Here is a 19,578-nt window from a genome sequence, read left to right as displayed (position 1 = left end):
GTGATTTCGACCGCCCGTGTTCACATGCCCCACTGCAAAATAAACACAATAATGAACGACAAAAAGCGCATTTTTACAGCCTATCCGTTCTCGCGGGGGCTGTTTTTCCTCCTGGCCGTATTACTGGGTGCCCTGCCAGCGCCCCTGCTCGCCAGCGAGTTGATCGTGGTGACAGGGGAAGAAAACGGCAGCAGGCGCACGGGCCAGTTGGAGACCTGGCACGACCACACCGACAGCAGTGGTGTCGAGGAGGCCGCCCGGGCCCATGCGGAAGGTGCATTCAAGCCACTAAAGTCGGCCGGCTCCACGGGCTTGAAGAGGGGGGCTTTCTGGTCGCACTTTGTCCTGCACAACCCCTCGCCCCGCCCCGTAACCCTCAACCTGGAATATGTCGATCACCAGCTGATCGAGCTGGCCGCCTACCAGCGCCCGACACCGGGAACCGGCCAGTATCACGGGCTGGCCCGGCTGTCGATGCAGGCTCCCTTCGACCAGCGGCCGATTGACCATCACCGTTTCATCCTGCCGCTGGAATTGCAGCCGGGCCAGCACAGGGAGCTACTGGTGCGGTTCAGCTCCGCGGAAGCCGGGTTTGTCTTCCCGTCGATGCGCATCTGGACTCCCGATAATCTGCGCAAGACCCAGCTACTCGAGAACAGTGTTATCGCGTTCCTGTTTGGTGGTTTCTTCCTGATGGCGGTCTTCTCGCTGGTATGCGGTGTTTCCACCGGCGAGCGTACTTTCTATTTCTATTCGGTTTATGCCCTGTCCAAGGTCGCGGCCTGGGGCACCATTCTGGGATTCACACACCAGTACCTGCTTCGCGAACAGTTCCAGTGGCACTACATGTCCATTACTGGGGCAGTCAGCATCCTGTGCGGGCTCGCATTCGCACGCCTGTTCCTGCAGAGCCGCCGGTATACACCGCGACTCGACCGGGTGCTGGTGCTGATGATGGCCAATGCCGCCCTGCTCCTGATCGGCGCCACACTGCAATTAAAAGTAGTGGCCCTGGTCACGATTACTGTGGCCCTGTTGCTCTACCCGGTGGTAACGCTGGTGGCAATCGCCCGCTGGCGACAGGGCTCGGGGGCGGCGGCTGTGTTTGCACTGGCCTGGGGCCTGCTGGTTACCGGCCTGTTTACGCAGGCCCTGCGGGATCTGGGTGTTGTAGGGCACAACCTGTTCAACTACTACTGGCCGCCCATTGCCTCGTTTACAGAAATGCTCACCATCATGGCGGCCATGGGAATCCGGGTGCGCAGCCTGGGCCAGGAAAAGCGGACCGCAGAACAGCAGTACCGGCAGCAGCTGGAGCGCTCCAAGGCAGAACTGGAAGCCATGGTGTGCGAACGAACCCACGAACTGGAGGCGGCCCGACAGCGCGCCGAGCTGGAAGCACGCACCGACCCCCTGACCGGCATCTGCAACCGGCGCAGCTTTATTGATGAAGCACAGCGGCAAATCCACCTGGCGAGACACAACGGACGGGGCTGCAGCCTGCTGATGTTTGACCTGGATCACTTCAAGGCAATCAACGACAGCCACGGCCACGCCGTCGGGGACGAGGCCCTGCGCCGGTTCACCCGCTGCATGCTGGACAATATTCGCGAAACCGACGTCTTCGGACGCCTTGGTGGTGAGGAATTCGGGCTGCTGGTCACCGGCAGCAGGCAGAATGCACAGCAGACCGCCGAAAGGCTCCGCGCTGCCGTTACCACCATCACGGTCCCGTCTCCCGCCGGGATACTGACGTTCACCACAAGTATCGGTCTCGCCCACAAGGACAATTGCAACAACCTGGAAACCCTGCTGGTCGAGGCCGACAGGGCGCTCTACCAGGCCAAACAGGAGGGTCGCAACCGGGTTGCCGATTACCGCGAGCCGGCCCCCGAACCAGCGCCGGCCTGACAGCCGGACCCGGTCTATTCCCCCCTGCGGATCTTCACCAGCCGGTTGCCCTCAAAGACCAGGCTCAGCAGATCGCCATTGATCCGGTAGACCAACTCGTCGATCTTCAGCACCGTCACCCGCCGCTCGGTCTTGAGCGCATCCACGTAACCGATCTGCTCGTGCAGGATGGGCTCGCCGCATTTCTCCAGCACCCCGATCTTGAGATCCCCCTCCTGCACCACTCGGTTGCCGCAGCGCAGGGCGCTGGCCTGTGCAGCCAAAGCGGACAACAGCAGTGCTACAACAACTTGCCTGAACATAGGCTCTACTCCCGGACAGATGAGCCCGCTTGCCGGGGCTCCCTGCCAATACCCTGCCGGGCCCGGACTTAACCTGTGCTGAACCTCCCCGCTGGCGTCGACGGAGTCCAGTGGCCAACAATGAAAGAGCGCCAACTAATAGCCTCCACTTATCAAGCTGAGTGAGAAAAGCCATTTCACGCGCAAGGCCGCGGAAGCTAATCTGGCCACACTGAAACACCAGGGGGTAATTCCCCCCCCACCCCTGAAGCAGGAAAGGAGCGACAGATGACCATCTTAAGTAGATTGACCGGAACGGGTATCCGCACACAGTCCCAAGAGACCGAGTGCAACTATGAGGACAACTACTACGGCGACCAGGTGTGTGTTTTGCGCCCCCACAATGCGTAGGGCAGCTTCTGCGCGAGATCCACAGATCGGGCTCATCATTGCCTGGGGCGCGGTCGCATACGGGCCGCCTATACTCTGGTTCTGAACCGCGTAGGCTTATCGATTGATCGGGCGACCGCGGATATCCGCACAAAGAGATGGAAGCCAGGGGAGCCCCGGAAAATGGATTTACAACTCAAGGGAAAGACGGCCTTTGTCAGCGGCTCCACCAAGGGGATTGGCAGGGCCATAGCCACTGCCCTGCTAGATGAGGGCGCACGCGTCATCATCAACGGCCGCAGTGATACAGGAAAGGTAGTAAGCGAACTTTCTTCCCACGGTGACGTACTGGCAGTGGAAGGCGACCTGGCTGACACTGACGACTGCGACAACATCTGCAGAGAAATTGATGCCACCGGCGGGATCGATATCCTCATCAACAACATGGGCATCTTCAATCCGAAGCCCTTCGAGGAAATCAACGACGATGAATGGCAGGCCTTCTTCAGCGCAAACGTGATGAGCACCGTGCGCCTGTCCCGTCACTATTTCCCCGGGATGCTGAAGAGGGATTTTGGCAGGGTGATCAATATTGCCAGCGAGGCGGGTATGCGGGGCCTGGAGAGCATGGTGCACTATTCCATGACCAAGGGCGCGCAGATCGTAATCGGCCGCGGCCTGGCCAACCTGACCCAGGGATGCGGCGCCGACATCACCGTAAACTCAGTCCTGCCAGGGCCTACCCTGACCGAAGGCGTCAGCAGCTGGCTGACAGAGAGCGCCAGGGTACAGGGTAAGTCCGAAGAACAGTTTGTGTCCGAGTTCTTCCGCGAGACCGAGCCCGACTCGCTGATTCAGCGCTTTATCAAGCCGGAAGAAATCGCCAGTATCGTTGCCTTTATTGCCTCCCCCCTGAGCTCAGCCATCAATGGCGCCAGCATCAAGGCAGAAGGCGGGCTGATCAAGTCAATCGTATAACGCTTGCTATGACGAGCATTCCGGATGCCTGCCGGATGGCACCGGTCGGGCGGCCTGATAATCTACGGCCGACTGCCACCCAGGCATCCCTTCAGCCACCCGATCATCCTGACGCCACAGACGGCAACAGTGAACGTAACCAGGAACTGCCCACTCATCTGCAGGGCCAGCTTGGGCCAGAAGTCGATCTCCTCGGTAAACAACGACAGCACAAGGTTACCGGGCAAAAGAACAATGCCGAAGTAAGGCCAGCCGCCGTCGTAGCACTGCCAGTTATATACAAATGCGATACCTCCAGCTGCGGTCGACAAACCGGCAACCAGCAGAGGCAGGTGAACAGCTCGCTTCATTTTCAATAGCGCCTCATCCTGGCATTCAACACTCGTCGTACAGGACAGCCTCCAGCGCTCCTGGCGGCACGGTCCCTGCACCTGTTAAGCATTTTTCTATACAGCATGCGCAAGCCAATACCCCATAACAATCAAAGAACCTGAAGCCAGTGCGTATTGGGGAGCCAGCGAGTTCAGCTTTAATGTCAAGAGAGAACAGAGAAGCAGTATCAGCCCAACAGGCGCAAATATATTCACGCCAAATATGAACCAACTCTCACAATCAAAACCGTAAACCCGGTCCACACAAAGCCCGGATACAGGCCATAAGGCTAATGATAAGGCCAGGATTGACAATAGCAGCTCGACATATCCTAAAACCCTGAGCATCTAAATATCCAGGCCAAAGCCATTACGCCCACACACCGGTAACCGATTTTCAGTTCCCGGCCAGGCCTTCGCCTATGGCTCGATGGGGTGCTCATCAAACTGCCTTGCTGTATCGCCGATTTCCAGCCAGGCCGGCTTTTCCGAGACAAACTCATGGAATTGATTCTCAAGCCCAATATCCCCGTCTATACAGTTAGCCGCCAGGGGAAATGACTCTTCCTCCGATAAAATCTCACCAAGCGCAGTGCCGCAGGCCGAGCAAAAGCAACGGTCATATTTATAGGGAGGTATGGCCTTAAAGACTGATATCTGGTCTCGCCCACTCACAAGCCGAAAATATTCCGATTTTACAAACACCAGGTTGCTTGCACCCACTTTCCGGCATCGGCTGCAATGACATGTCCCCATCATAACTGGCTGCTCGGCTAACTCGAACTGGACCACCCCACAACAACAGCTTCCCTTGATCATAAATCACCTTTGTGTACTGGGCATTGGGATTATAGTCCACCACTCTACACAAACACTGTTCATCTATACAGCTATTAATCGCCCCAACAGTATGCATAACCAGGCGACATGCCGTACAATTTACATACAGCCCCGCACTAACCAGCGCAGCTGCTCGGCGTCCGGCATCAGTTGGCTAACTCACTTGAGTGTCCGCAACCCCTGGCCGGGGGGATCAGCACACAGAACTCTCAGTATATCCCCGGAAGCAATCGATAACGCACGCGCCACGCATAGTCCCGATAGCCCGGCAACTCTTTCTGTAGGGCCCGGTCTTCAAGCACGGTTCTAATCACCGCGATGATTGAAGCCACCGCCGCAGGAATCAGCGTCCATACCGAGCCCAGGGCAGCAGCAATACCGAACAGTGCAAGAATATTTCCCGCATAGCCCGGGTGCCGGACAAGCCGGTAGGGGCCACTGTCACAGACCATATGCCCAAGATCGGCCCGAATACACACCACGCTAAAGAAAAAGCGATTCTCCACCAATGCCCAGGCAGCGAAGGCATATCCGAGGCAGACCAGCACGAAGCCCGTCAGGTTAAGCCATAGGGGGAAGCCTGGAGACCAGTGATACCGATGGTCCAGCCCTGCGACGATGACCATAGGTAGCCCGATACTCACTGCCATCAGTGGAGCAAGCACCTTGTCCCAGGCTTTTGCGTTCTGGAAGTTTTCAATATTCTGCCGTTCGGCCATCAGTCCAGGGTGCCGCATTTCAGCCCACATGCGCCCGCCCAAACCGGCCGCTATGAGCAACAGGGAATAGAGCCATGCCTGCCACCAACCAAGGTCGCCACCAGATATCAACAAAATCAGCGGGATAAGGAGATATACCGCAACCAACCTGATCCACTGGCGAGCGGTTGCAGCTTTAGCTGCCCCTCGACTAACGGTTTTCTCTGGCATGTCTTCCCCTCCCCAAACACAACTGACTTGAGTGTGAGCTCAGAGGCATGAACAGTGACGGCCCACTTTGGCCCCTCGATAGGCAAAATAGCAGTAAATAGTCCCCGCAGAGCACTCAAATGCTAAGCTGGGCCGCAGGGGCACAAAGGCCGTGAGCATTGCTGCCGGCGTTTATTTGGCCCGTGCCTATTGCTCTCATACCGGGTTACCTATGGCGGGATGGTTTATCCAACTTAAAGAGCTTCCACGCCTGAGATCATCGATCTTCTTTTGCTCTTCTAAAGCCTTTCTCTGCAGATAAAGCGCGATGAGATTTCCGTTCTCCAGCGCTCCGGTTTCCTTGAATGCGGCATATAGCTTCAAAACCGATAAGCTAAACAACCCGAGCAGCATATAAATGTAGGAATTTACGCTCAAATTCTCGCCAGCCACAATTGCGCCAAAAACTCTGGCCAGATGGTAAAAGCAGAATAGAGTGACAAGTGAATCCGCAATGAACAGGTCCTTTTTCATAACTCCTCCTTGAGCGCCCTGAACATTAAGATTGCAATCTATGCCGCGCCCAACCATGGCTTGGATTATCCGCCTGCAGCCAATAGTTAGCCTCTTACCGATCCGGCCTCTGCACTTGGTTGTCCGGAGATATTTTGCTTTCTATCCAAGCTATGTAATGAGAGATGCGAACATTGTTTCCGCCATCACCGTAGCGCGCGCCACGATACGTACGTAAGTCCCTTTGACTGGAGTCCCAGGAGACAAGCCCGGCAAGTTGCCATTGGCCCCCTTCCTTGACAAGGACCGGCCCTCCGCTATCGCCATTACCCGCCATCCCCTCGAGTGGAACGCCAGAATTTGGCGAATCAAACGTGTAGGAAATCCAGCGTGTATCAACACTGGAGATCACGTTAAAGGCCCTGCGCAAAGTGGTGCGATGTGCGGCGTCGGGCTCCGAACCTTCTTTGCCATTGCCCGTGGCGCCCTTGCCGATTAGCTGGACACGCCTGCCCATTTCCTCGCTGCCACGATAGAGAGAAATTGGCTTCACATCGGTCACAGCTGCCCTCAACTTAACAAGTGCAATGTCGTCGGATGACGCGAGAAATGCCCGCAGCTCAGTGCCGTCACCAGAGGCCAACGCCTCTTTGACCAGTGTGTCAGGTGGCATCTTGTGTCCAGAGTGAACGACTACGGATTCAACTTTACGCGGCAGGTCGTTAATGGTGATCTCTTCGATATCCTGCATGCAAACCACATGCGCGGCGGTAACAACCCATTCAGGGGATATCAGGGCACCATGCCCTTCACCCGGGAAATCGGCCAATGCTGGTAGTGCAGAGGCAGGGATTTGATACCTCTCATCGTCAATGTCGTCTCTGATGATAATAGCGCTGGCCGTGGATGACATAGCCAGCAGGGCCATGAAAAGATATTCCTTCATACTGTTAAAATCCTTCTTTCCTTGTTATGCATTTTGAGATCACTAAAGTGACCAATGCTTAAATTACAACCAGGTATGTGCACGGTACCCGCGATCGCGATAATGGAGCACAGGGATAGCGCGTAATGTGTACATAGTTAGCCCTCGTCTGTTTTCCCTGATTCTGCGCTTACTCACCACAAGAGAACTCAACAACCTTTTCAACACTGCCAACCTCAATTACAAGCGGCTGGCAATTATGGCCAGCGACGATTGAAGCTCGATAAGCTGAGCCGGCCTCATTGAATAGAACTCCAGAGTAAACTTCAGGGTACAGGATTTCACAGAATCCTTTGCCAGCACTTTCAGATCAACACTATCTGTTACATACTTTTCACTCGGGCTTCGAATTGCACTTTAACCAAGAACCGGTCACTGGCTCCGAAGCACTCCCCTCCCCGATAACAGTATTCCACAGGAAGAAGTTCTCAGCCTCCAGTATATTCTCCGGGAAAGAACCACTTTCGTTATAGAAAAGATTAACCTCGACTGAAGTCACATCAACCGCCAATCCAGAAAGCGGGAAGTTGAAAACCAGGAAAACTGTTAATTTTCTCAAATTGATTCTCGCATTACGCCACCTGCAGGGGCAGCTTATTTTGTGCACTTTATACGTGATGCTGGAAGCGCATGGGTAGCGCAAAAAGCTGCGCAATGCAAACTATCCCGCAGAGGACCTAAGACTTCAAGCCTAACCACCAGCCTTTGCTAAGCAATAGACTGCACCAGGACTAGAGCGAAACCTGAAACAATTAGTGCAACGCCGACAATAATTCCACATCTTACTAGACGCGCCTTTTTAAGAGCCCTCTCGCCTTCCTCAATAATTATTGACTTTTCGGAATCCAGGAATTTTTTTGAAAGGACCCAGGCATATAGAGAAAAAGTATTTCCCAGGTCCGAGAAGGAATAGCCAGAAGGTGAACCCAATTTCTCCCATATTTCAGGCTCCGAATTTTTCAATGTCCTGGCCAACCCCGGAAATCGTATCTGTAGAACGCTAACAACCAAAACCAGGCACCCCAAAATAGCAATACCCATCTCCGACTCTCCATCACTTGAGAACCAGCCTAGGCGGGAAAATTGTTGCGTGCGCAACGAGACCAGTACGCAACCGTACTGGCGCTTTCCCAATGTCTCACTGCAATTTTTCTCCACACTTTGAGCAAAACTCCGGTTCGACTAAAAAATTTTGGTTGATAATAGTTTTGCCGCATGCATCACAGAACTTTGTTGACCTAATATTAAGGAAGGTAATCAATACCGTGGCTGGCACCATTATATATAGAGTTTCACCTCCGAAGCCCATAAAGCAAACAAAACCGATAAACAGAGCACCAGTAGCTATTACAAAGGGCTTCCACAACTTACGCTTGAGCTGAGCATCCTTTCCCAAAAAGAATATGACGAAGCCAATAAGACCCAAGACACCCCATATACCAAAGAAGACAGGGAACATTTCATCAGCGTTCATTCTTGCTCCTTACACCTAACGTTCGCAAAAGAGGCGGCCGAAGCGTAGCGTAGGCCACCCCACGGAGGGCTGAAGGGCCGAAGCAGACTGCCTGCACCTGTTATGTGCGGTCTACTGGACATTGTAAATACGTATGACACCAACTTTGCCCTCCTCTACCTCCAGGACGACTAACAACTGATTGCTGTAACTGTTGTATTTACCGTTATCGGGATGCACACCGCTGGCCTCCTGCGTGTAGCGGATTGCCATACCATTCTTGCCAAATGTGACTACATCAAGAAGCTCAGCTTTATACTTGTCATGGGAGCCTAAATAGTACGTCATGCCTTTGCGCATCCTAACTTTTCCATCTGGCTTTCGAGAGTCATCAGTATCAAAAGGTATATGTTGGCTCCCTACATCATCCTTTAGCAAAGATAGATAGTTTTCAATATCTTCTGGTTTAGCATCTGGCGCTTGAGTGGCTACAAAAGCCTGAAAGTATTCATTTGCAAATTTTTCAGCGTCAAATTCTGGCTCTTTTGCCGAAGACACAGCTGACAACAGTACCGCAACTATAAACAAAAATACTTTATTCATCTTATCTTCCTTTTCATGCTGCAAATAATGCCTTGGTTAAGCCGTCGGGACGCAGCGAATTACCGGTAGGCTTCACCAACTGGTTAAAGATACCCAACATCAAACGCCTCTTGAATTTCAGGGCAACGCTGCAACTCCACTCGGGGTAGCATCACCTCAAGCCCTTTCACTATGACCCAACGGAGTGATTTCTTTGATTCAACCCAACGCTGCTCAATGAGCGGTTGTGCAGCCACTTCACAAGCATCAGGTTCAGATAGGGCTCTTATGAGGCCCTCACGAATGCGCTTGTGGTGCGAGATACCCTGGTGCCGAGCCAGAATCGGATACGCGATTTCGTAACTCCCTATGAAACTGGTTTTCAACGGCGGATTAGGCCCATTGTTCACCAGATCCCAAACATAATTGACGTTTGTACCAATTTCGTCTAATTCAGCCAAGATCCCTTTTTCATCAGCTTTGCATTCCGCCGCCAGCTTTTCAATTTATGCCTCTTTTTCTTGGCGGCGCGCGGTACATTGAGTGTCCGCCTCCAGCTGCTTCATAAAATCAGCTGCAGTAACACCTTTCCTTGCCATGACCTACCTGCTACTCCATTAGAAGTGTTCGCAGGGTAGGTATTTAAATTTATGCCAGCGTGGCAATCGGCATAAATTTAAACACCGGAGCGTATGTCTCCTTGCCAGCCTTGTTAACTGCAATAAATTCACTGAGCTAATGCCAAATAAATGCATCCGCTACACATCATGGCAAATAATGTTGATACAGCCTTTGATACTGTATTAGAACAAAGCATTTGAGCGTATCTAACAATAGACATTGCAAAGAATAGAATAGCTGCGGGGATGACGAGAACTCGTGAAATATCTTGTGTCCAGCCTTCAGGAACATCATATGTCAGTGGATAAAATACTATTCGTGACAACCACCCAGTTTTCTTGCTTAATTTCTCTATTCCACCATAGCTTTCGAACACTCCAAAAGCTGTAAGGTAGGCCAAAAATGTCAAAGGAACCAAAATAAATAGAAGTACTTTTCTCATACTTACAGTTAACGCCCGGCTTTGGGGCGGACTTGGAGCTGAGAAGTATTGGATAGGACGTCCCAGCCCCGCAGGGACGGCAACAGGCGCTTGTTATGTGCCGCTACTGGCATGTAGCCTTGCCTCCGTAGGGACGTAATGCTCGCCTTTAGGTGCGGATAGCAAGCTCCAGGTTAGAATTCCTTCTTGCAATGATAGGGAAGCTCTCCCTTTACTTTCGGAGAAATGAGATTCAAACTCAAGCTCATACTTAGCGCATGATACTTCCTTTATCAGAAATTCCTTTTCTTCATCAATTCCACAATCCATTTTTAGGCCTCCCTGTGCTACTGCACAATAAGTGCCTGTAAAGTGATCGCCACTTTTTGCAATATTTATTCCAAAAAAATATCTATCACTGTTCCCTTCCAACTCCCAACTTCCTTCTATTCCGCTATTTGCATGACTTACGAAGCTTAGCGATAGGATCGTCACAAATGATATTGCTTTTCTCATTTCTTGTACCGATTGCTGCTCATAACGCCGCGCACACTGGCGCGAACTTGCGAGCGTCCGGCAACCGGAGGCTGCGCATGGTTATGTGTTGATGCTGTCATCAACCTAGCTCGACAGATTGAGCTGCCAGGAAACGCCAAACCTATCATTCAACCATCCAAACATTTGGCTAAAACCGTAGTCATCCAAAGGCATTAGCTCTGAGCCACCTTCGGCGAGGGCCCGAAATACCTTCTTTATTTCGCTCATTGATTCACACTCAACGTACAATGACATCGAGGGTGTAAAGGTAAATTGGTGGTCAAGATGGCTGTCCAACGCCATAAACTCAGTGCCGTTTATCGTAAACCTAGCCATCTTGGTAGAACCTTCTGGTTCATTCTCGCCAGCTTCGTAGCGCTGAAGATCAATGATCTCTGAACCAGGAAATAGAGAGGTATAAAACTTGATCGCCTCCTCGGCTTTTCCAGCCTGCTCCCCTACAAACATGAGTGAGGTCTTAATGGATTTCATCTGTTTCTCCGTTCTACTTTTCACACATAACGTCCACAAAAGTGGTTACAGATCAGAGTGTGAGATGTCGGATACAGTGGATTGTTATGTTTTTAGTGATAAGCAATAAACATCAGAACATTGTATTTTCATTGGCTGATTTTTCTGGAACAGCTTGAATTACATCCCAGTGCTCAACAATCTTACCATCGGCCACTCTAAAAATATCTACTATTGCGCCACCGTTTTTTCCTGGCCAGCGATAGTGTTTAACATGAAGTACGACCAAGTCGCCTTCTGCTATGGCTCGTACAATTTCACCAGATGGTTCTGTTTGAGTTGAACCCGGGTTGACACTCTTTATGAAGCTTCTTAACGCTTCCTTGCCATCAGAAAGATTAGGGTTATGCTGGATATATTGATCCCCAATATATTTGTCAATTGCCTCATGCCCAGCACGGAGAATAACTTCGTTGTAAAAATTCGTCACAAGCTCTTTATTGCCATCAGTTGATGCGCTAGCCCCAAAAGAAATAAAAATTACAGTAAAGAATACTGGAAAAACTTTATGAAACATTTAATTGCACCATTCTAGTTTAGAAACTGGTCTTACCCACAAAAAGTAGACACTATAACTCCGCGAATTTGCGCTCATACTTAGCTGGACTTATTTAACCTAGTGTAAAGTGTCTACGTACCCTGTTGTAGAAAATCTCGATGTATTCAAACCCCCCAGATTTCGCATCATTGATACTTCCAAAGTTCGCTGCGTAAACCAGCTCCACTTTTAGGCGACTGAAGAATGACTCCATCGCTGCATTGTCCCAGCAGTTTCCCTGGCGGCTCATGCTGGATCGGCAGCCATTCTTCATCAGCAGGTCCTGCTACCCCTGCGCTCGATACTGAATGCCCCGGTCTGAATGCACGATCAAGCCCGGCTTTGAATTCCTTTGCTGCAGGGCCATCTTCAATGCTCGCTGCGTAAGCTCTTCGGTCATCTGGGTATCCAGTGCCCATCCGACGATGCGACGCGAATACAGGTCCATCACCACAGCGAGATACAGCCATCGGTCCTTCACCCAGATGTAGGTGATGTCGCTAGTCCAGCGACAATTAGGGCTATCCACCTGGAAGCATCGCTTCAGCAAGTTGGCAGCAACGTTGACTCTACCTTCGACGGGCCTGCTGCAGGGAAATCCTTTCCCGTTCCTCGCCCGGATATGCTCTTTATGCATGATTCCAGCGATATAGTTGGTAGAGCAAGCGATCCCTGCCTCGAGAAGCTCACGGGCGATTCTGGGAGCACCATAACGAGCCTTTAAGGTCTCAAACGTGCCCTTCACTCGCTCGGTAATCCACTTCCTGCGGATCGCCTGAGGGCTTTCCTCTCGGCCGATCCAACGGTAATAGCCCGAAGCCGACACTTCCAGGCACCGACACATCAAGCGGATCGGGTACAACCCTGCATGCTCGCGTATCAGTGCGTACTTTACTCTTGGTGGTTCGCAAAGTACGCAGCTGCCTTTTTTAGAAACTCGACCTCCTGGCGCGCTTCATGCAGCTCCTTCCCAAGGCGGCGCACCTCGGCGCTCTCTTGCTTCGAATAATCTACGCCATCCCGGCTATTGAATTGCTTCTCTGACAGCCGATTGAACTGCCTTCGCCAGTTATAAATCTGCTGCGCGCTGACACCGAGCTCCCTCGCCACTGAAGCCGTGGGCGCCCCGGGCCTCTCCGCCCGCTTTACTGCCTCCCTGCGAAACTCTTCCGTATACGCCTGAGCTCTCTTCTTACCCATGGTACACCTCCGTGTTAGGCCGAAACCTAACTATACAGGGTGTCTACTAATCGTGGGTAAGTCTTTTATATAACGCCGCCGCAAGAGGCGGAAAATGCTTGGCTATAATTAGCGAAGAATGAGTGCAAGCCAAGCTTTTTGCGTCCTTTCTTAACGGCTTTGTTATGCCTTTAGTGGCACAATTTCAATTAGCGAAACCTTTTTCTCTTTATCAAGAGAAACATTTACCAAAGCGCTACGCCCTTTATCAAAGGTTACTTTGTAATTTAGAACTAGTTGCTCTTTGAATTCACCAAAAGGTTTATAATATTGATACCTTAGATAGGTAGTGGTCTCTATAAGCCCCAGCTTCTCTTGAGTGTTTTTCGGGGTTTTCAAAAAGTGATCTTGGTAATCGATTGGGAGCTGTTGAGAAAGATCCTCTCTGAAAACTTCAGTGTCACTACTATTCAAAAATTTTTTGAGCCATTCTGCTTTTTTAGCAGATTCCTTTTCTTGTAACTCCCATACCGAGGCATGGTTTTTAGCCATTATAGGAATGTGGCTTTCAAATTCTTTTTTAATTGAGTTAACTGCGGATAACTTCAAATTGCTGTTAGATAAAACATAGAACACTCTAAAATAAGATATATTTTCGTCTGAAGGTCGAACATAACCAGGTTGAACCGCAGAGCCGTTTTCTTTGGTAATACTTGGAATGTGGTGCATAAAATAGGCTGGGGAATAGTACATTAGTGCCTGAGCAACTTGATCATTTTGCTCGTCATCAGGCAAGGCCTTTATTTCTATTAATTGCATATCCTTGGCTTGAAAATTACATCCAGCCATGAAGATAGTTAGAAGTAACAGAATTAGCGATTTATTTAAATGTGCCATGGGTCTCCTTGAGTCATAACGCCCCGCGTAGGCCCGAAGGGCCGGAGCATCCTGCTTGCGTTTGTTATATATCACCCTACCACCAGCCTATACGCCGCACTAAATGAAACCAATGCGGAGTAACTTGCGATAGCTAGAGCAAACACACCAAGGATGATGTATCCGAACTTCTTTACAGGCGATGCCGTAACTGCCTTCGTTCTTAGCCGAAATATCATAAACAACGCGAAAGTTGAAACAACAAACAAGAGCAATAAAAGAAAGAGGATGACTTCTTCAAAATAGCCATTGAATATCGCGAATACAATTAACAGAGGAGCACCTAACGCCGATACTGCGAACAGTATGCTAGTCAGTGAACTTACAAATTTACGCGTTTTTTCTGCTTGGCTATTCATGATATATAACAGTTTTATTCAGAAGCCAGTGGCTCTATATCCATTTGGCTCTTTATCTCGCAGGTGGAGCACAATGGCAAATCCAAATCCCCTATAAAATCAATCTGATAGACTTTCTTCAAATATATTCCACTTGCATTAATGAGCCCCCAACCTGTTAGAACTGCAGCCGGGCTGGCTCTTGAACACGAAGTCTTTTCTGGAAAGTCCCTTTAAATCAGCGAGTTAGGTGGCCCGACACCTTGTTCATAAGCCTGTGGCTTCTGAACACGGCACTTATTCAGGCAAACGGGCACAAAAAACCCCGCACAGGGCGGGGTTTTGGCGCAACTGGTACTGATGTCCAGACATGGGGAATCAGTGCTCGGTCGGCACGCGTCCCAGGTCGCCTTCCATTTCTGTGGCCAGGAAGGACATTACCACCCAGGCCGCTACGTTCTGCTTCAGGTTCTCCGGGTCCACCTTGTCCAGTGTGTCGTTGGGCGTGTGGTGGTAGTCGAAGTAGTCTGTACCGTCCTGGTACAGGCCGAAGGCCGGTACGCCCTGGGCCACGAAGACGCTGCTGTCCGGACCGCCGTAGGACTTGTTGTTGCCGCGCTCGATGCCCAGCGGGGCCAGCAGCTGCATCATCTGGTCGGCGATGTCGAACTTGGTCTCCGGCAGGCGGGTGTCGAAGCGCCAGATCTTGCCGGCACCGAAATCAGATTCGGACACGGCAATGATGTTGTCCAGCTCGTCCTGGTGGGCCTCGACGTACTGCTTGGAACCCACCAGGCCGATCTCCTCGGCACCGTACAGGATCACCCGCAGGGTACGGCGCGGGCGCTGCGGCAGCTCGGCGATCAGGCGCGCGGTTTCCATTACCACGGCCACGCCGGCGCCATCATCCAGGGCGCCGGTGCCTTCATCCCAGGAGTCCAGGTGGGCACCGATGACCATCACCTCTTCCGGGTTCTCACGGCCGGTGATTTCGCCGATCACATTGAACGATGGGCCGTCTTCCAGGCGCTGGTTGTGTACATCCAGTTTTACTTCCACCGGCTTGCCGCGCTCCAGCATGGCCTCCAGCAGGTTGGCGTCCGGGGCGGACAGGGCCAGCGCCGGCACCGGGTTGTCGACGCCCTCGACAGACATCATGCCGGTGTGGGCGAAGCGGTCGGAATCGGTGCCCACGGAACGGATCATCAGGGCAGCGGCGCCTTTCTCGGCGGCGTTGCGCATCCCCTGGCTGCGGCCACCCACGACCGGGCCGTAGCCCTCACCGGTGCGGGTGCGCTCCATGCGCTTGTTGATAAATACGATCTTGCCCTTCACTTTGCTGGCCGGGGCCTTCATCAGGGCCTCGACGTCCGGGAGTTCCACGATCTCGGCGGTGATGCCGCCTTCCGGGGTACCCACGGAGTAACCCAGGGAGGTCACTACCAGCGGTTGCGGGAAAGGCGCGGTGACGCGCGCGTGGGCGTGGCCACGGTTCCAGCGCGGGACCTCGATCTGCTCGGTGTAGACGCGGTCAAAGCCCAGTTCCTTCATTTTTTCCTGGGCCCAGGCCACGGCGCGGCGGTCGCCGGCGGAACCGGCGGGGCGCGGACCCACTTCCACGGTCAGGGACTCGACAATGCTGTAGGCATCGGAGGTTTCCAGGGCACGGTCACGCAGGACCTCGGCCACCGACAGGTCTTCATCAGAGAGCGGCTTGGCGTGCAGTGCGCTGACCGCGAGGGCCGCGACCAGGCCCCCGGTCAGGGACAGCAATGGTTTCAGCATGTGGTTATCCTTGATTACTTCTTCAGGTTCTTGTCAGGTTCGGTTGTCAGTAACTGCTCACGTACTTCGCGCAGGCGATCCAGGCCGGCCTCCGTAAACAGGTAGGGCATCTGCCCGGTATATTCCTTTTCCTCGATCTCGAGGCATTGCAGGCGGACCTCTTCCAGTTCCGGGTCGTGGCGCATCGGGTAGCCGGTCAGCACCCGCCACTCGTTGTCATCCGCCTGCCCGGTAATCACGTCCTCCAGCCCCTGCACAAACTGTTCCCTTTCCATGCGGAAACGCGGGGTGCGCATATGCATCAGTGCCCAGACTATCAGGGCAAAGGTTGCAAATGAAATCAGCAGGGTCAGTACCACCGTCATATGGCGCTCTCTCCGCTTATCCCAGGTTATCGACCAGTAGCCGCGCCGCCACCGCGATGGTGGCCAGGATGATCACCGGGCGCACCAGCTGCGCGCCGCGGGCCACCACCAGGTTGGAGCCCAGCCGGGCCCCCACCGCCTGGGCGGCGGACATGCACAGTGCCAGCCACAGGAACAGGTGCCCGCCGGCCATAAAGATCACCATGGAGGTGGCATTGGTGGCCAGCACCAGCGGCTTGGTGTGGGCGGTTGCCCTGCGCATGTTGTATCCCAGCAGCGCGGCGAAGGCCAGCGCGTAGAACGAGCCCATGCCGGGCCCGAAAAAGCCGCCGTAAAAGCCGATGCCCCCACCCACAAACAGGTTGAAGGTGCCGTTGCGCATCCGCGGCTGGGAATCCACGTCGGCAATACGCGGTGAGAAGGCGAAATACACCGCGATGGCAATCAGCAGGATCGGCAGCAGTACCTGCAGTTGTTCACCACCCAGCCGGGTAACGCTCCAGGTACCCAGCGCCGCGCCGCCGATGGCGGCGAACAGGCCCGGCCACAGCGGCCGCAGGTCCAGGTGGCCCTTCTGGAAGTAGTTGATCGCCGAAGACAGGGTGCCGAACACGCTCTGGAACTTGTTGGTGCCCAGGGCGTCCAGCGGCGGGATGCCCGCCCACAGCAGTGCCGGCAGGGTAATCATGCCGCCGGCGCCGGCGATTGCACTGATAAAGCCCGCGGCAAAGGCCACTGCGGACAGTATCAGGTAGGTAAACAGTGACAGCTCGCCGGCGATCGCTTCCACAGTGCTCCGGGATCAGTTATCCCCGGTGACCGGGGTCTGGTTTTCCGGCTTGCGCCCGCGGTAGCTGGCGAAGCGGCGCTGGATCTCGGCCATGTCCTCATCCAGGTTGCCGGTAGGCTGGTACAGGGAGTCCACGCAGATCCGCTTGTTGGGGAAGTCCCAGGCGATCAACAGGATCGGGACGTCCGCCGCGTAGGCGATGCGCAGGAAGCCCGTTTTCCACTTGCTCACCCTTTTGCGCGTTCCCTCGGGAGTGATTGCCATCCACATCTTGTCGTTGCTGCGGTAGGCCCTGGACATCTGCTGGGCCAGGCCACGGGGAGAGCTGCGGTCGGTGGGCAGGCCGCCCAGCCACATGAACAGTCGCTTGAACGGGAAGAAGAAGGCCTCTTTCTTCATCATGAAAGAGATCTTCACCCTCAGCGCCAGGATCATCGGCATGGCCACCACAAAATCCCAGTTGGAAGTGTGCGGGGCCAGGGCCACCATCACCTTCTTTTCCGCGGGCAGGTTGCCCTCGAAGCGCCAGCCCAGCATCTTGATAAACAACAGGCCCACGCCGCTGGTGAACCCGTTACCAATGCGCGGCACCTCTTCGGGTATATTTTCTGGAATCGTGCTCACTTTATTGTTCTCTCGTGACTGCTCTCGCCTGCGGGCAGGCTGCTACAAGTTTGTTTCTCCGCCCCCCGGGACAAGGGGAGCGGGAATAATCAGTGCTCGCGGGTGGCGTAGAAGCGGATCTCCGGGTAGCGCTCTTCCGCCAGCTGCAGATTCACCCGTGTGGGCGCCAGGTAGGTCAGGTGGCCAGACCCGTCCAGCGCCAGGTTGGTGCTGGCCTTGCGTTTGAAGTTATCCAGCTCCTTGCCGCTCTCGCTGTCCACCCAGCGGGCCGTGTGTACATTCACGTTTTCGTAAATGGCTTCCACCTTGTACTCGTCCTTCAGGCGGTAGGCCACCACCTCGAACTGCAGCACCCCCACGGCGCCAACGATGATGTCATTGGTGTCCAGCGGGAAGAATACCTGGGTGGAACCCTCCTCGGACAGCTGCTGCAGGCCCTTCTGCAGCTGCTTGAGCTTCAGCGGGTCCTTCAGGCGGATGCGGCGGAACAGCTCCGGGGCAAAGTTGGGGATACCGGTAAACTTGAGCTGCTCGCCCTCGGTAAAGGTATCGCCAATCTGGATGGTGCCGTGGTTGTGCAGGCCGATGATATCGCCGGCAATGGCCTCTTCCACGTGGGTACGGTCGCCGGCCATGAAGGTCACCGCATCGGCGATCTTCACATCCTTGCCGATGCGTACATGCTTCATCTTCATGCCGCGATGATAGGTGCCGGAACAGACGCGCATAAAGGCAATGCGGTCCCGGTGCTTGGGGTCCATGTTTGCCTGGATCTTGAACACGAAACCGGAGAACTTTTTCTCATCCGGGGTCACAGTGCGCTCGTTGGTCTCGCGCGGCTGGGGGCCCGGGGCCCACTCGACAAAGCCATCGAGCATCTCGCGCACGCCGAAGTTGCCCAGTGCAGTACCGAAGAATACCGGGGTCAGCTTGCCCGCCAGGTAGGCCTCCAGGTCGAATTCGTGGGTGGCGCCCCGGACCAGCTCGATCTCCTCGCGGATCTCGTCGGCGTACTCGCCCAGCAGCTCGGTGGCCTCGTCACTGTCCAGCCCCTGGATCTGGATATCCTCGGGAATGGTGTGGCCCTGGCCCTGCTTGAACACATGGATGGTGTCGGTATAGAGGTTGTACACACCCTTGAAGTGCTGGCCGGAGCCCAGCGGCCAGTTGATGGGTGCGGCCTGGATATCCAGCACTTCCTCGATCTCGTCCATCACCTCGATTGGGTCGCGGATATCGCGGTCGAGTTTGTTGATAAACGACAGGATCGGCGTGGTGCGCAGGCGGCACACGTTCATCAGTTTGATGGTGCGGTCCTCGACGCCCTTGGCGCCATCGATCACCATCAGCGCCGAGTCCACGGCGGTCAGTACCCGGTAGGTATCCTCCGAGAAATCTTCGTGGCCCGGGGTATCCAGCAGGTTGACCGTGCGGTCCCGGTACGGGAACTGCATGACCGACGAGGTCACGGAAATGCCCCGCTCCTGCTCCATGGTCATCCAGTCCGAGCGGGCGTGCGGGCCCTTCTTGCCCTTGACCGAGCCCGCCAGCTGGATGGCGTTCCCGAACAGCAGCAGCTTTTCGGTCACGGTCGTCTTACCGGCGTCCGGGTGAGAAATGATGGCGAAGGTACGGCGGCCGCCAATGCCCGCCAGGGAGGAACTCTGGCCCATAATCTAGAAAATCGACTCGACGTCTGTA

At 53.9% G+C, this 19,578-nt stretch carries 25 protein-coding genes; 2 read left to right on the top strand and 23 right to left on the bottom strand.

All coding sequences use genetic code 11. The annotated features are described in order from the left end of the window. Positions 1–51 precede the first annotated feature (51 nt). Positions 52–1,911 (top strand): sensor domain-containing diguanylate cyclase, encoded by a 1,860-nt coding sequence (locus tag LVE68_RS13970; protein WP_232940991.1) that lies wholly within the window; start codon positions 52–54, stop codon positions 1,909–1,911. Between the two features lie 14 nt (positions 1,912–1,925). Here LVE68_RS13970 and LVE68_RS13965 read toward each other — a convergent pair whose 3' ends face one another. Then, the gene (locus tag LVE68_RS13965; RefSeq protein WP_232940990.1) at positions 1,926–2,213 is read right to left on the bottom strand and encodes a DUF2845 domain-containing protein; all 288 of its coding nucleotides are present in this window, start codon (positions 2,211–2,213) and stop codon (positions 1,926–1,928) included. 552 nt (positions 2,214–2,765) lie between these two features. Here LVE68_RS13965 and LVE68_RS13960 point away from each other — a divergent pair. Beyond that, positions 2,766–3,560 (top strand): SDR family NAD(P)-dependent oxidoreductase, encoded by a 795-nt coding sequence (locus LVE68_RS13960; protein WP_232940989.1) that lies wholly within the window; start codon positions 2,766–2,768, stop codon positions 3,558–3,560. Between the two features lie 62 nt (positions 3,561–3,622). On the opposite strand, the gene LVE68_RS13955 is transcribed toward LVE68_RS13960, so the two are convergent. From LVE68_RS13955 to LVE68_RS13855, 22 genes are all read right to left on the bottom strand, one after another. Beyond that, positions 3,623–3,910, bottom strand: coding sequence for a hypothetical protein (locus LVE68_RS13955; protein WP_232940988.1), 288 nt, complete (start codon positions 3,908–3,910; stop codon positions 3,623–3,625). Positions 3,911–4,351: 441 nt separating this feature from the next. Beyond that, positions 4,352–4,750, bottom strand: coding sequence for a GFA family protein (locus LVE68_RS13950; RefSeq protein ID WP_232940987.1), 399 nt, complete (start codon positions 4,748–4,750; stop codon positions 4,352–4,354). A 230-nt stretch (positions 4,751–4,980) separates the two neighbouring features. After that, positions 4,981–5,700 carry a methyltransferase family protein gene (locus tag LVE68_RS13945; protein ID WP_232940986.1) on the bottom strand — a complete coding sequence of 240 codons (720 nt, stop codon included), beginning with the start codon at positions 5,698–5,700 and terminating at the stop codon, positions 4,981–4,983. Between the two features lie 195 nt (positions 5,701–5,895). Continuing rightward, a complete protein-coding gene (locus LVE68_RS13940; RefSeq protein ID WP_232940985.1) occupies positions 5,896–6,213 on the bottom strand; it encodes a hypothetical protein in 318 nt (105 codons plus the stop codon). Positions 6,214–6,307: 94 nt separating this feature from the next. Next, positions 6,308–7,138 (bottom strand): S1 family peptidase, encoded by an 831-nt coding sequence (locus tag LVE68_RS13935; RefSeq protein ID WP_232940984.1) that lies wholly within the window; start codon positions 7,136–7,138, stop codon positions 6,308–6,310. 747 nt (positions 7,139–7,885) lie between these two features. Further along, positions 7,886–8,218 carry a hypothetical protein gene (locus tag LVE68_RS13930; protein ID WP_232940983.1) on the bottom strand — a complete coding sequence of 111 codons (333 nt, stop codon included), beginning with the start codon at positions 8,216–8,218 and terminating at the stop codon, positions 7,886–7,888. A gap of 97 nt (positions 8,219–8,315) precedes the next feature. Next, positions 8,316–8,651, bottom strand: a complete 336-nt coding sequence (locus LVE68_RS13925; protein WP_232940982.1) for a hypothetical protein — start codon at positions 8,649–8,651, stop codon at positions 8,316–8,318. Positions 8,652–8,762: 111 nt separating this feature from the next. Continuing rightward, positions 8,763–9,233, bottom strand: a complete 471-nt coding sequence (locus LVE68_RS13920; RefSeq protein WP_232940981.1) for a nuclear transport factor 2 family protein — start codon at positions 9,231–9,233, stop codon at positions 8,763–8,765. An 83-nt stretch (positions 9,234–9,316) separates the two neighbouring features. Next, positions 9,317–9,673, bottom strand: a complete 357-nt coding sequence (locus tag LVE68_RS13915; protein ID WP_232940980.1) for a hypothetical protein — start codon at positions 9,671–9,673, stop codon at positions 9,317–9,319. 266 nt (positions 9,674–9,939) lie between these two features. Next, entirely contained in the window at positions 9,940–10,275 is a 336-nt protein-coding gene (locus tag LVE68_RS13910) for a hypothetical protein (RefSeq protein ID WP_232940979.1), read from the bottom strand. A 93-nt stretch (positions 10,276–10,368) separates the two neighbouring features. Beyond that, positions 10,369–10,770 (bottom strand): hypothetical protein, encoded by a 402-nt coding sequence (locus tag LVE68_RS13905; protein ID WP_232940978.1) that lies wholly within the window; start codon positions 10,768–10,770, stop codon positions 10,369–10,371. Between the two features lie 105 nt (positions 10,771–10,875). Further along, positions 10,876–11,283 carry a VOC family protein gene (locus LVE68_RS13900; RefSeq protein WP_232940977.1) on the bottom strand — a complete coding sequence of 136 codons (408 nt, stop codon included), beginning with the start codon at positions 11,281–11,283 and terminating at the stop codon, positions 10,876–10,878. Between the two features lie 112 nt (positions 11,284–11,395). Continuing rightward, positions 11,396–11,839, bottom strand: coding sequence for a nuclear transport factor 2 family protein (locus tag LVE68_RS13895; RefSeq protein WP_232940976.1), 444 nt, complete (start codon positions 11,837–11,839; stop codon positions 11,396–11,398). A gap of 94 nt (positions 11,840–11,933) precedes the next feature. Beyond that, positions 11,934–12,134 carry an integrase core domain-containing protein gene (locus LVE68_RS18225; RefSeq protein WP_370636662.1) on the bottom strand — a complete coding sequence of 67 codons (201 nt, stop codon included), beginning with the start codon at positions 12,132–12,134 and terminating at the stop codon, positions 11,934–11,936. A 12-nt stretch (positions 12,135–12,146) separates the two neighbouring features. After that, positions 12,147–12,740, bottom strand: a complete 594-nt coding sequence (locus LVE68_RS13890) for an IS3 family transposase (RefSeq protein WP_233006725.1) — start codon at positions 12,738–12,740, stop codon at positions 12,147–12,149. Positions 12,741–12,751: 11 nt separating this feature from the next. Then, complete coding sequence (locus tag LVE68_RS13885) at positions 12,752–13,060, bottom strand: transposase (RefSeq protein WP_232940975.1); 309 nt, start codon at positions 13,058–13,060, stop codon at positions 12,752–12,754. A gap of 162 nt (positions 13,061–13,222) precedes the next feature. Further along, entirely contained in the window at positions 13,223–13,936 is a 714-nt protein-coding gene (locus tag LVE68_RS13880) for a hypothetical protein (RefSeq protein ID WP_232940974.1), read from the bottom strand. A gap of 755 nt (positions 13,937–14,691) precedes the next feature. Next, a complete protein-coding gene (locus LVE68_RS13875; protein WP_232940973.1) occupies positions 14,692–16,098 on the bottom strand; it encodes a M20/M25/M40 family metallo-hydrolase in 1,407 nt (468 codons plus the stop codon). A 14-nt stretch (positions 16,099–16,112) separates the two neighbouring features. After that, positions 16,113–16,463, bottom strand: coding sequence for a hypothetical protein (locus LVE68_RS13870; RefSeq protein ID WP_232940972.1), 351 nt, complete (start codon positions 16,461–16,463; stop codon positions 16,113–16,115). A 16-nt stretch (positions 16,464–16,479) separates the two neighbouring features. Continuing rightward, positions 16,480–17,253: a TSUP family transporter gene (locus LVE68_RS13865; protein WP_232940971.1), complete on the bottom strand. Its 774-nt coding sequence runs from the start codon at positions 17,251–17,253 to the stop codon at positions 16,480–16,482. A gap of 12 nt (positions 17,254–17,265) precedes the next feature. Continuing rightward, positions 17,266–17,877 carry a lysophospholipid acyltransferase family protein gene (locus tag LVE68_RS13860; protein ID WP_232940970.1) on the bottom strand — a complete coding sequence of 204 codons (612 nt, stop codon included), beginning with the start codon at positions 17,875–17,877 and terminating at the stop codon, positions 17,266–17,268. 89 nt (positions 17,878–17,966) lie between these two features. Beyond that, the gene (locus tag LVE68_RS13855) at positions 17,967–19,550 is read right to left on the bottom strand and encodes a peptide chain release factor 3 (RefSeq protein WP_232940969.1); all 1,584 of its coding nucleotides are present in this window, start codon (positions 19,548–19,550) and stop codon (positions 17,967–17,969) included. Between the last annotated feature and the right edge of the window lie 28 nt (positions 19,551–19,578).

The sequence above is a fragment of the Microbulbifer sp. YPW16 genome, assembly GCF_021290385.1.
Taxonomy (GTDB): domain Bacteria; phylum Pseudomonadota; class Gammaproteobacteria; order Pseudomonadales; family Cellvibrionaceae; genus Microbulbifer; species Microbulbifer zhoushanensis.
The sequence above is the reverse complement of the archived record's forward strand: the minus strand, read 5'-3'. Positions and strand labels throughout refer to the sequence as shown.

Coding starts and splice junctions, on each gene's coding strand:
- LVE68_RS13970 (WP_232940991.1), top strand. CDS start 52: ATGAACGACAAAAAGCGCATTTTTACAGCCTATCCGTTCTCGCGGGGG.
- LVE68_RS13965 (WP_232940990.1), bottom strand. CDS start 2,213: ATGTTCAGGCAAGTTGTTGTAGCACTGCTGTTGTCCGCTTTGGCTGCA.
- LVE68_RS13960 (WP_232940989.1), top strand. CDS start 2,766: ATGGATTTACAACTCAAGGGAAAGACGGCCTTTGTCAGCGGCTCCACC.
- LVE68_RS13955 (WP_232940988.1), bottom strand. CDS start 3,910: ATGAAGCGAGCTGTTCACCTGCCTCTGCTGGTTGCCGGTTTGTCGACC.
- LVE68_RS13950 (WP_232940987.1), bottom strand. CDS start 4,750: ATGATCAAGGGAAGCTGTTGTTGTGGGGTGGTCCAGTTCGAGTTAGCC.
- LVE68_RS13945 (WP_232940986.1), bottom strand. CDS start 5,700: ATGCCAGAGAAAACCGTTAGTCGAGGGGCAGCTAAAGCTGCAACCGCT.
- LVE68_RS13940 (WP_232940985.1), bottom strand. CDS start 6,213: ATGAAAAAGGACCTGTTCATTGCGGATTCACTTGTCACTCTATTCTGC.
- LVE68_RS13935 (WP_232940984.1), bottom strand. CDS start 7,138: ATGAAGGAATATCTTTTCATGGCCCTGCTGGCTATGTCATCCACGGCC.
- LVE68_RS13930 (WP_232940983.1), bottom strand. CDS start 8,218: ATGGGTATTGCTATTTTGGGGTGCCTGGTTTTGGTTGTTAGCGTTCTA.
- LVE68_RS13925 (WP_232940982.1), bottom strand. CDS start 8,651: ATGAACGCTGATGAAATGTTCCCTGTCTTCTTTGGTATATGGGGTGTC.
- LVE68_RS13920 (WP_232940981.1), bottom strand. CDS start 9,233: ATGAATAAAGTATTTTTGTTTATAGTTGCGGTACTGTTGTCAGCTGTG.
- LVE68_RS13910 (WP_232940979.1), bottom strand. CDS start 10,275: ATGAGAAAAGTACTTCTATTTATTTTGGTTCCTTTGACATTTTTGGCC.
- LVE68_RS13905 (WP_232940978.1), bottom strand. CDS start 10,770: ATGAGAAAAGCAATATCATTTGTGACGATCCTATCGCTAAGCTTCGTA.
- LVE68_RS13900 (WP_232940977.1), bottom strand. CDS start 11,283: ATGAAATCCATTAAGACCTCACTCATGTTTGTAGGGGAGCAGGCTGGA.
- LVE68_RS13895 (WP_232940976.1), bottom strand. CDS start 11,839: ATGTTTCATAAAGTTTTTCCAGTATTCTTTACTGTAATTTTTATTTCT.
- LVE68_RS18225 (WP_370636662.1), bottom strand. CDS start 12,134: ATGAAGAATGGCTGCCGATCCAGCATGAGCCGCCAGGGAAACTGCTGG.
- LVE68_RS13885 (WP_232940975.1), bottom strand. CDS start 13,060: ATGGGTAAGAAGAGAGCTCAGGCGTATACGGAAGAGTTTCGCAGGGAG.
- LVE68_RS13880 (WP_232940974.1), bottom strand. CDS start 13,936: ATGGCACATTTAAATAAATCGCTAATTCTGTTACTTCTAACTATCTTC.
- LVE68_RS13875 (WP_232940973.1), bottom strand. CDS start 16,098: ATGCTGAAACCATTGCTGTCCCTGACCGGGGGCCTGGTCGCGGCCCTC.
- LVE68_RS13870 (WP_232940972.1), bottom strand. CDS start 16,463: ATGACGGTGGTACTGACCCTGCTGATTTCATTTGCAACCTTTGCCCTG.
- LVE68_RS13855 (WP_232940969.1), bottom strand. CDS start 19,550: ATGGGCCAGAGTTCCTCCCTGGCGGGCATTGGCGGCCGCCGTACCTTC.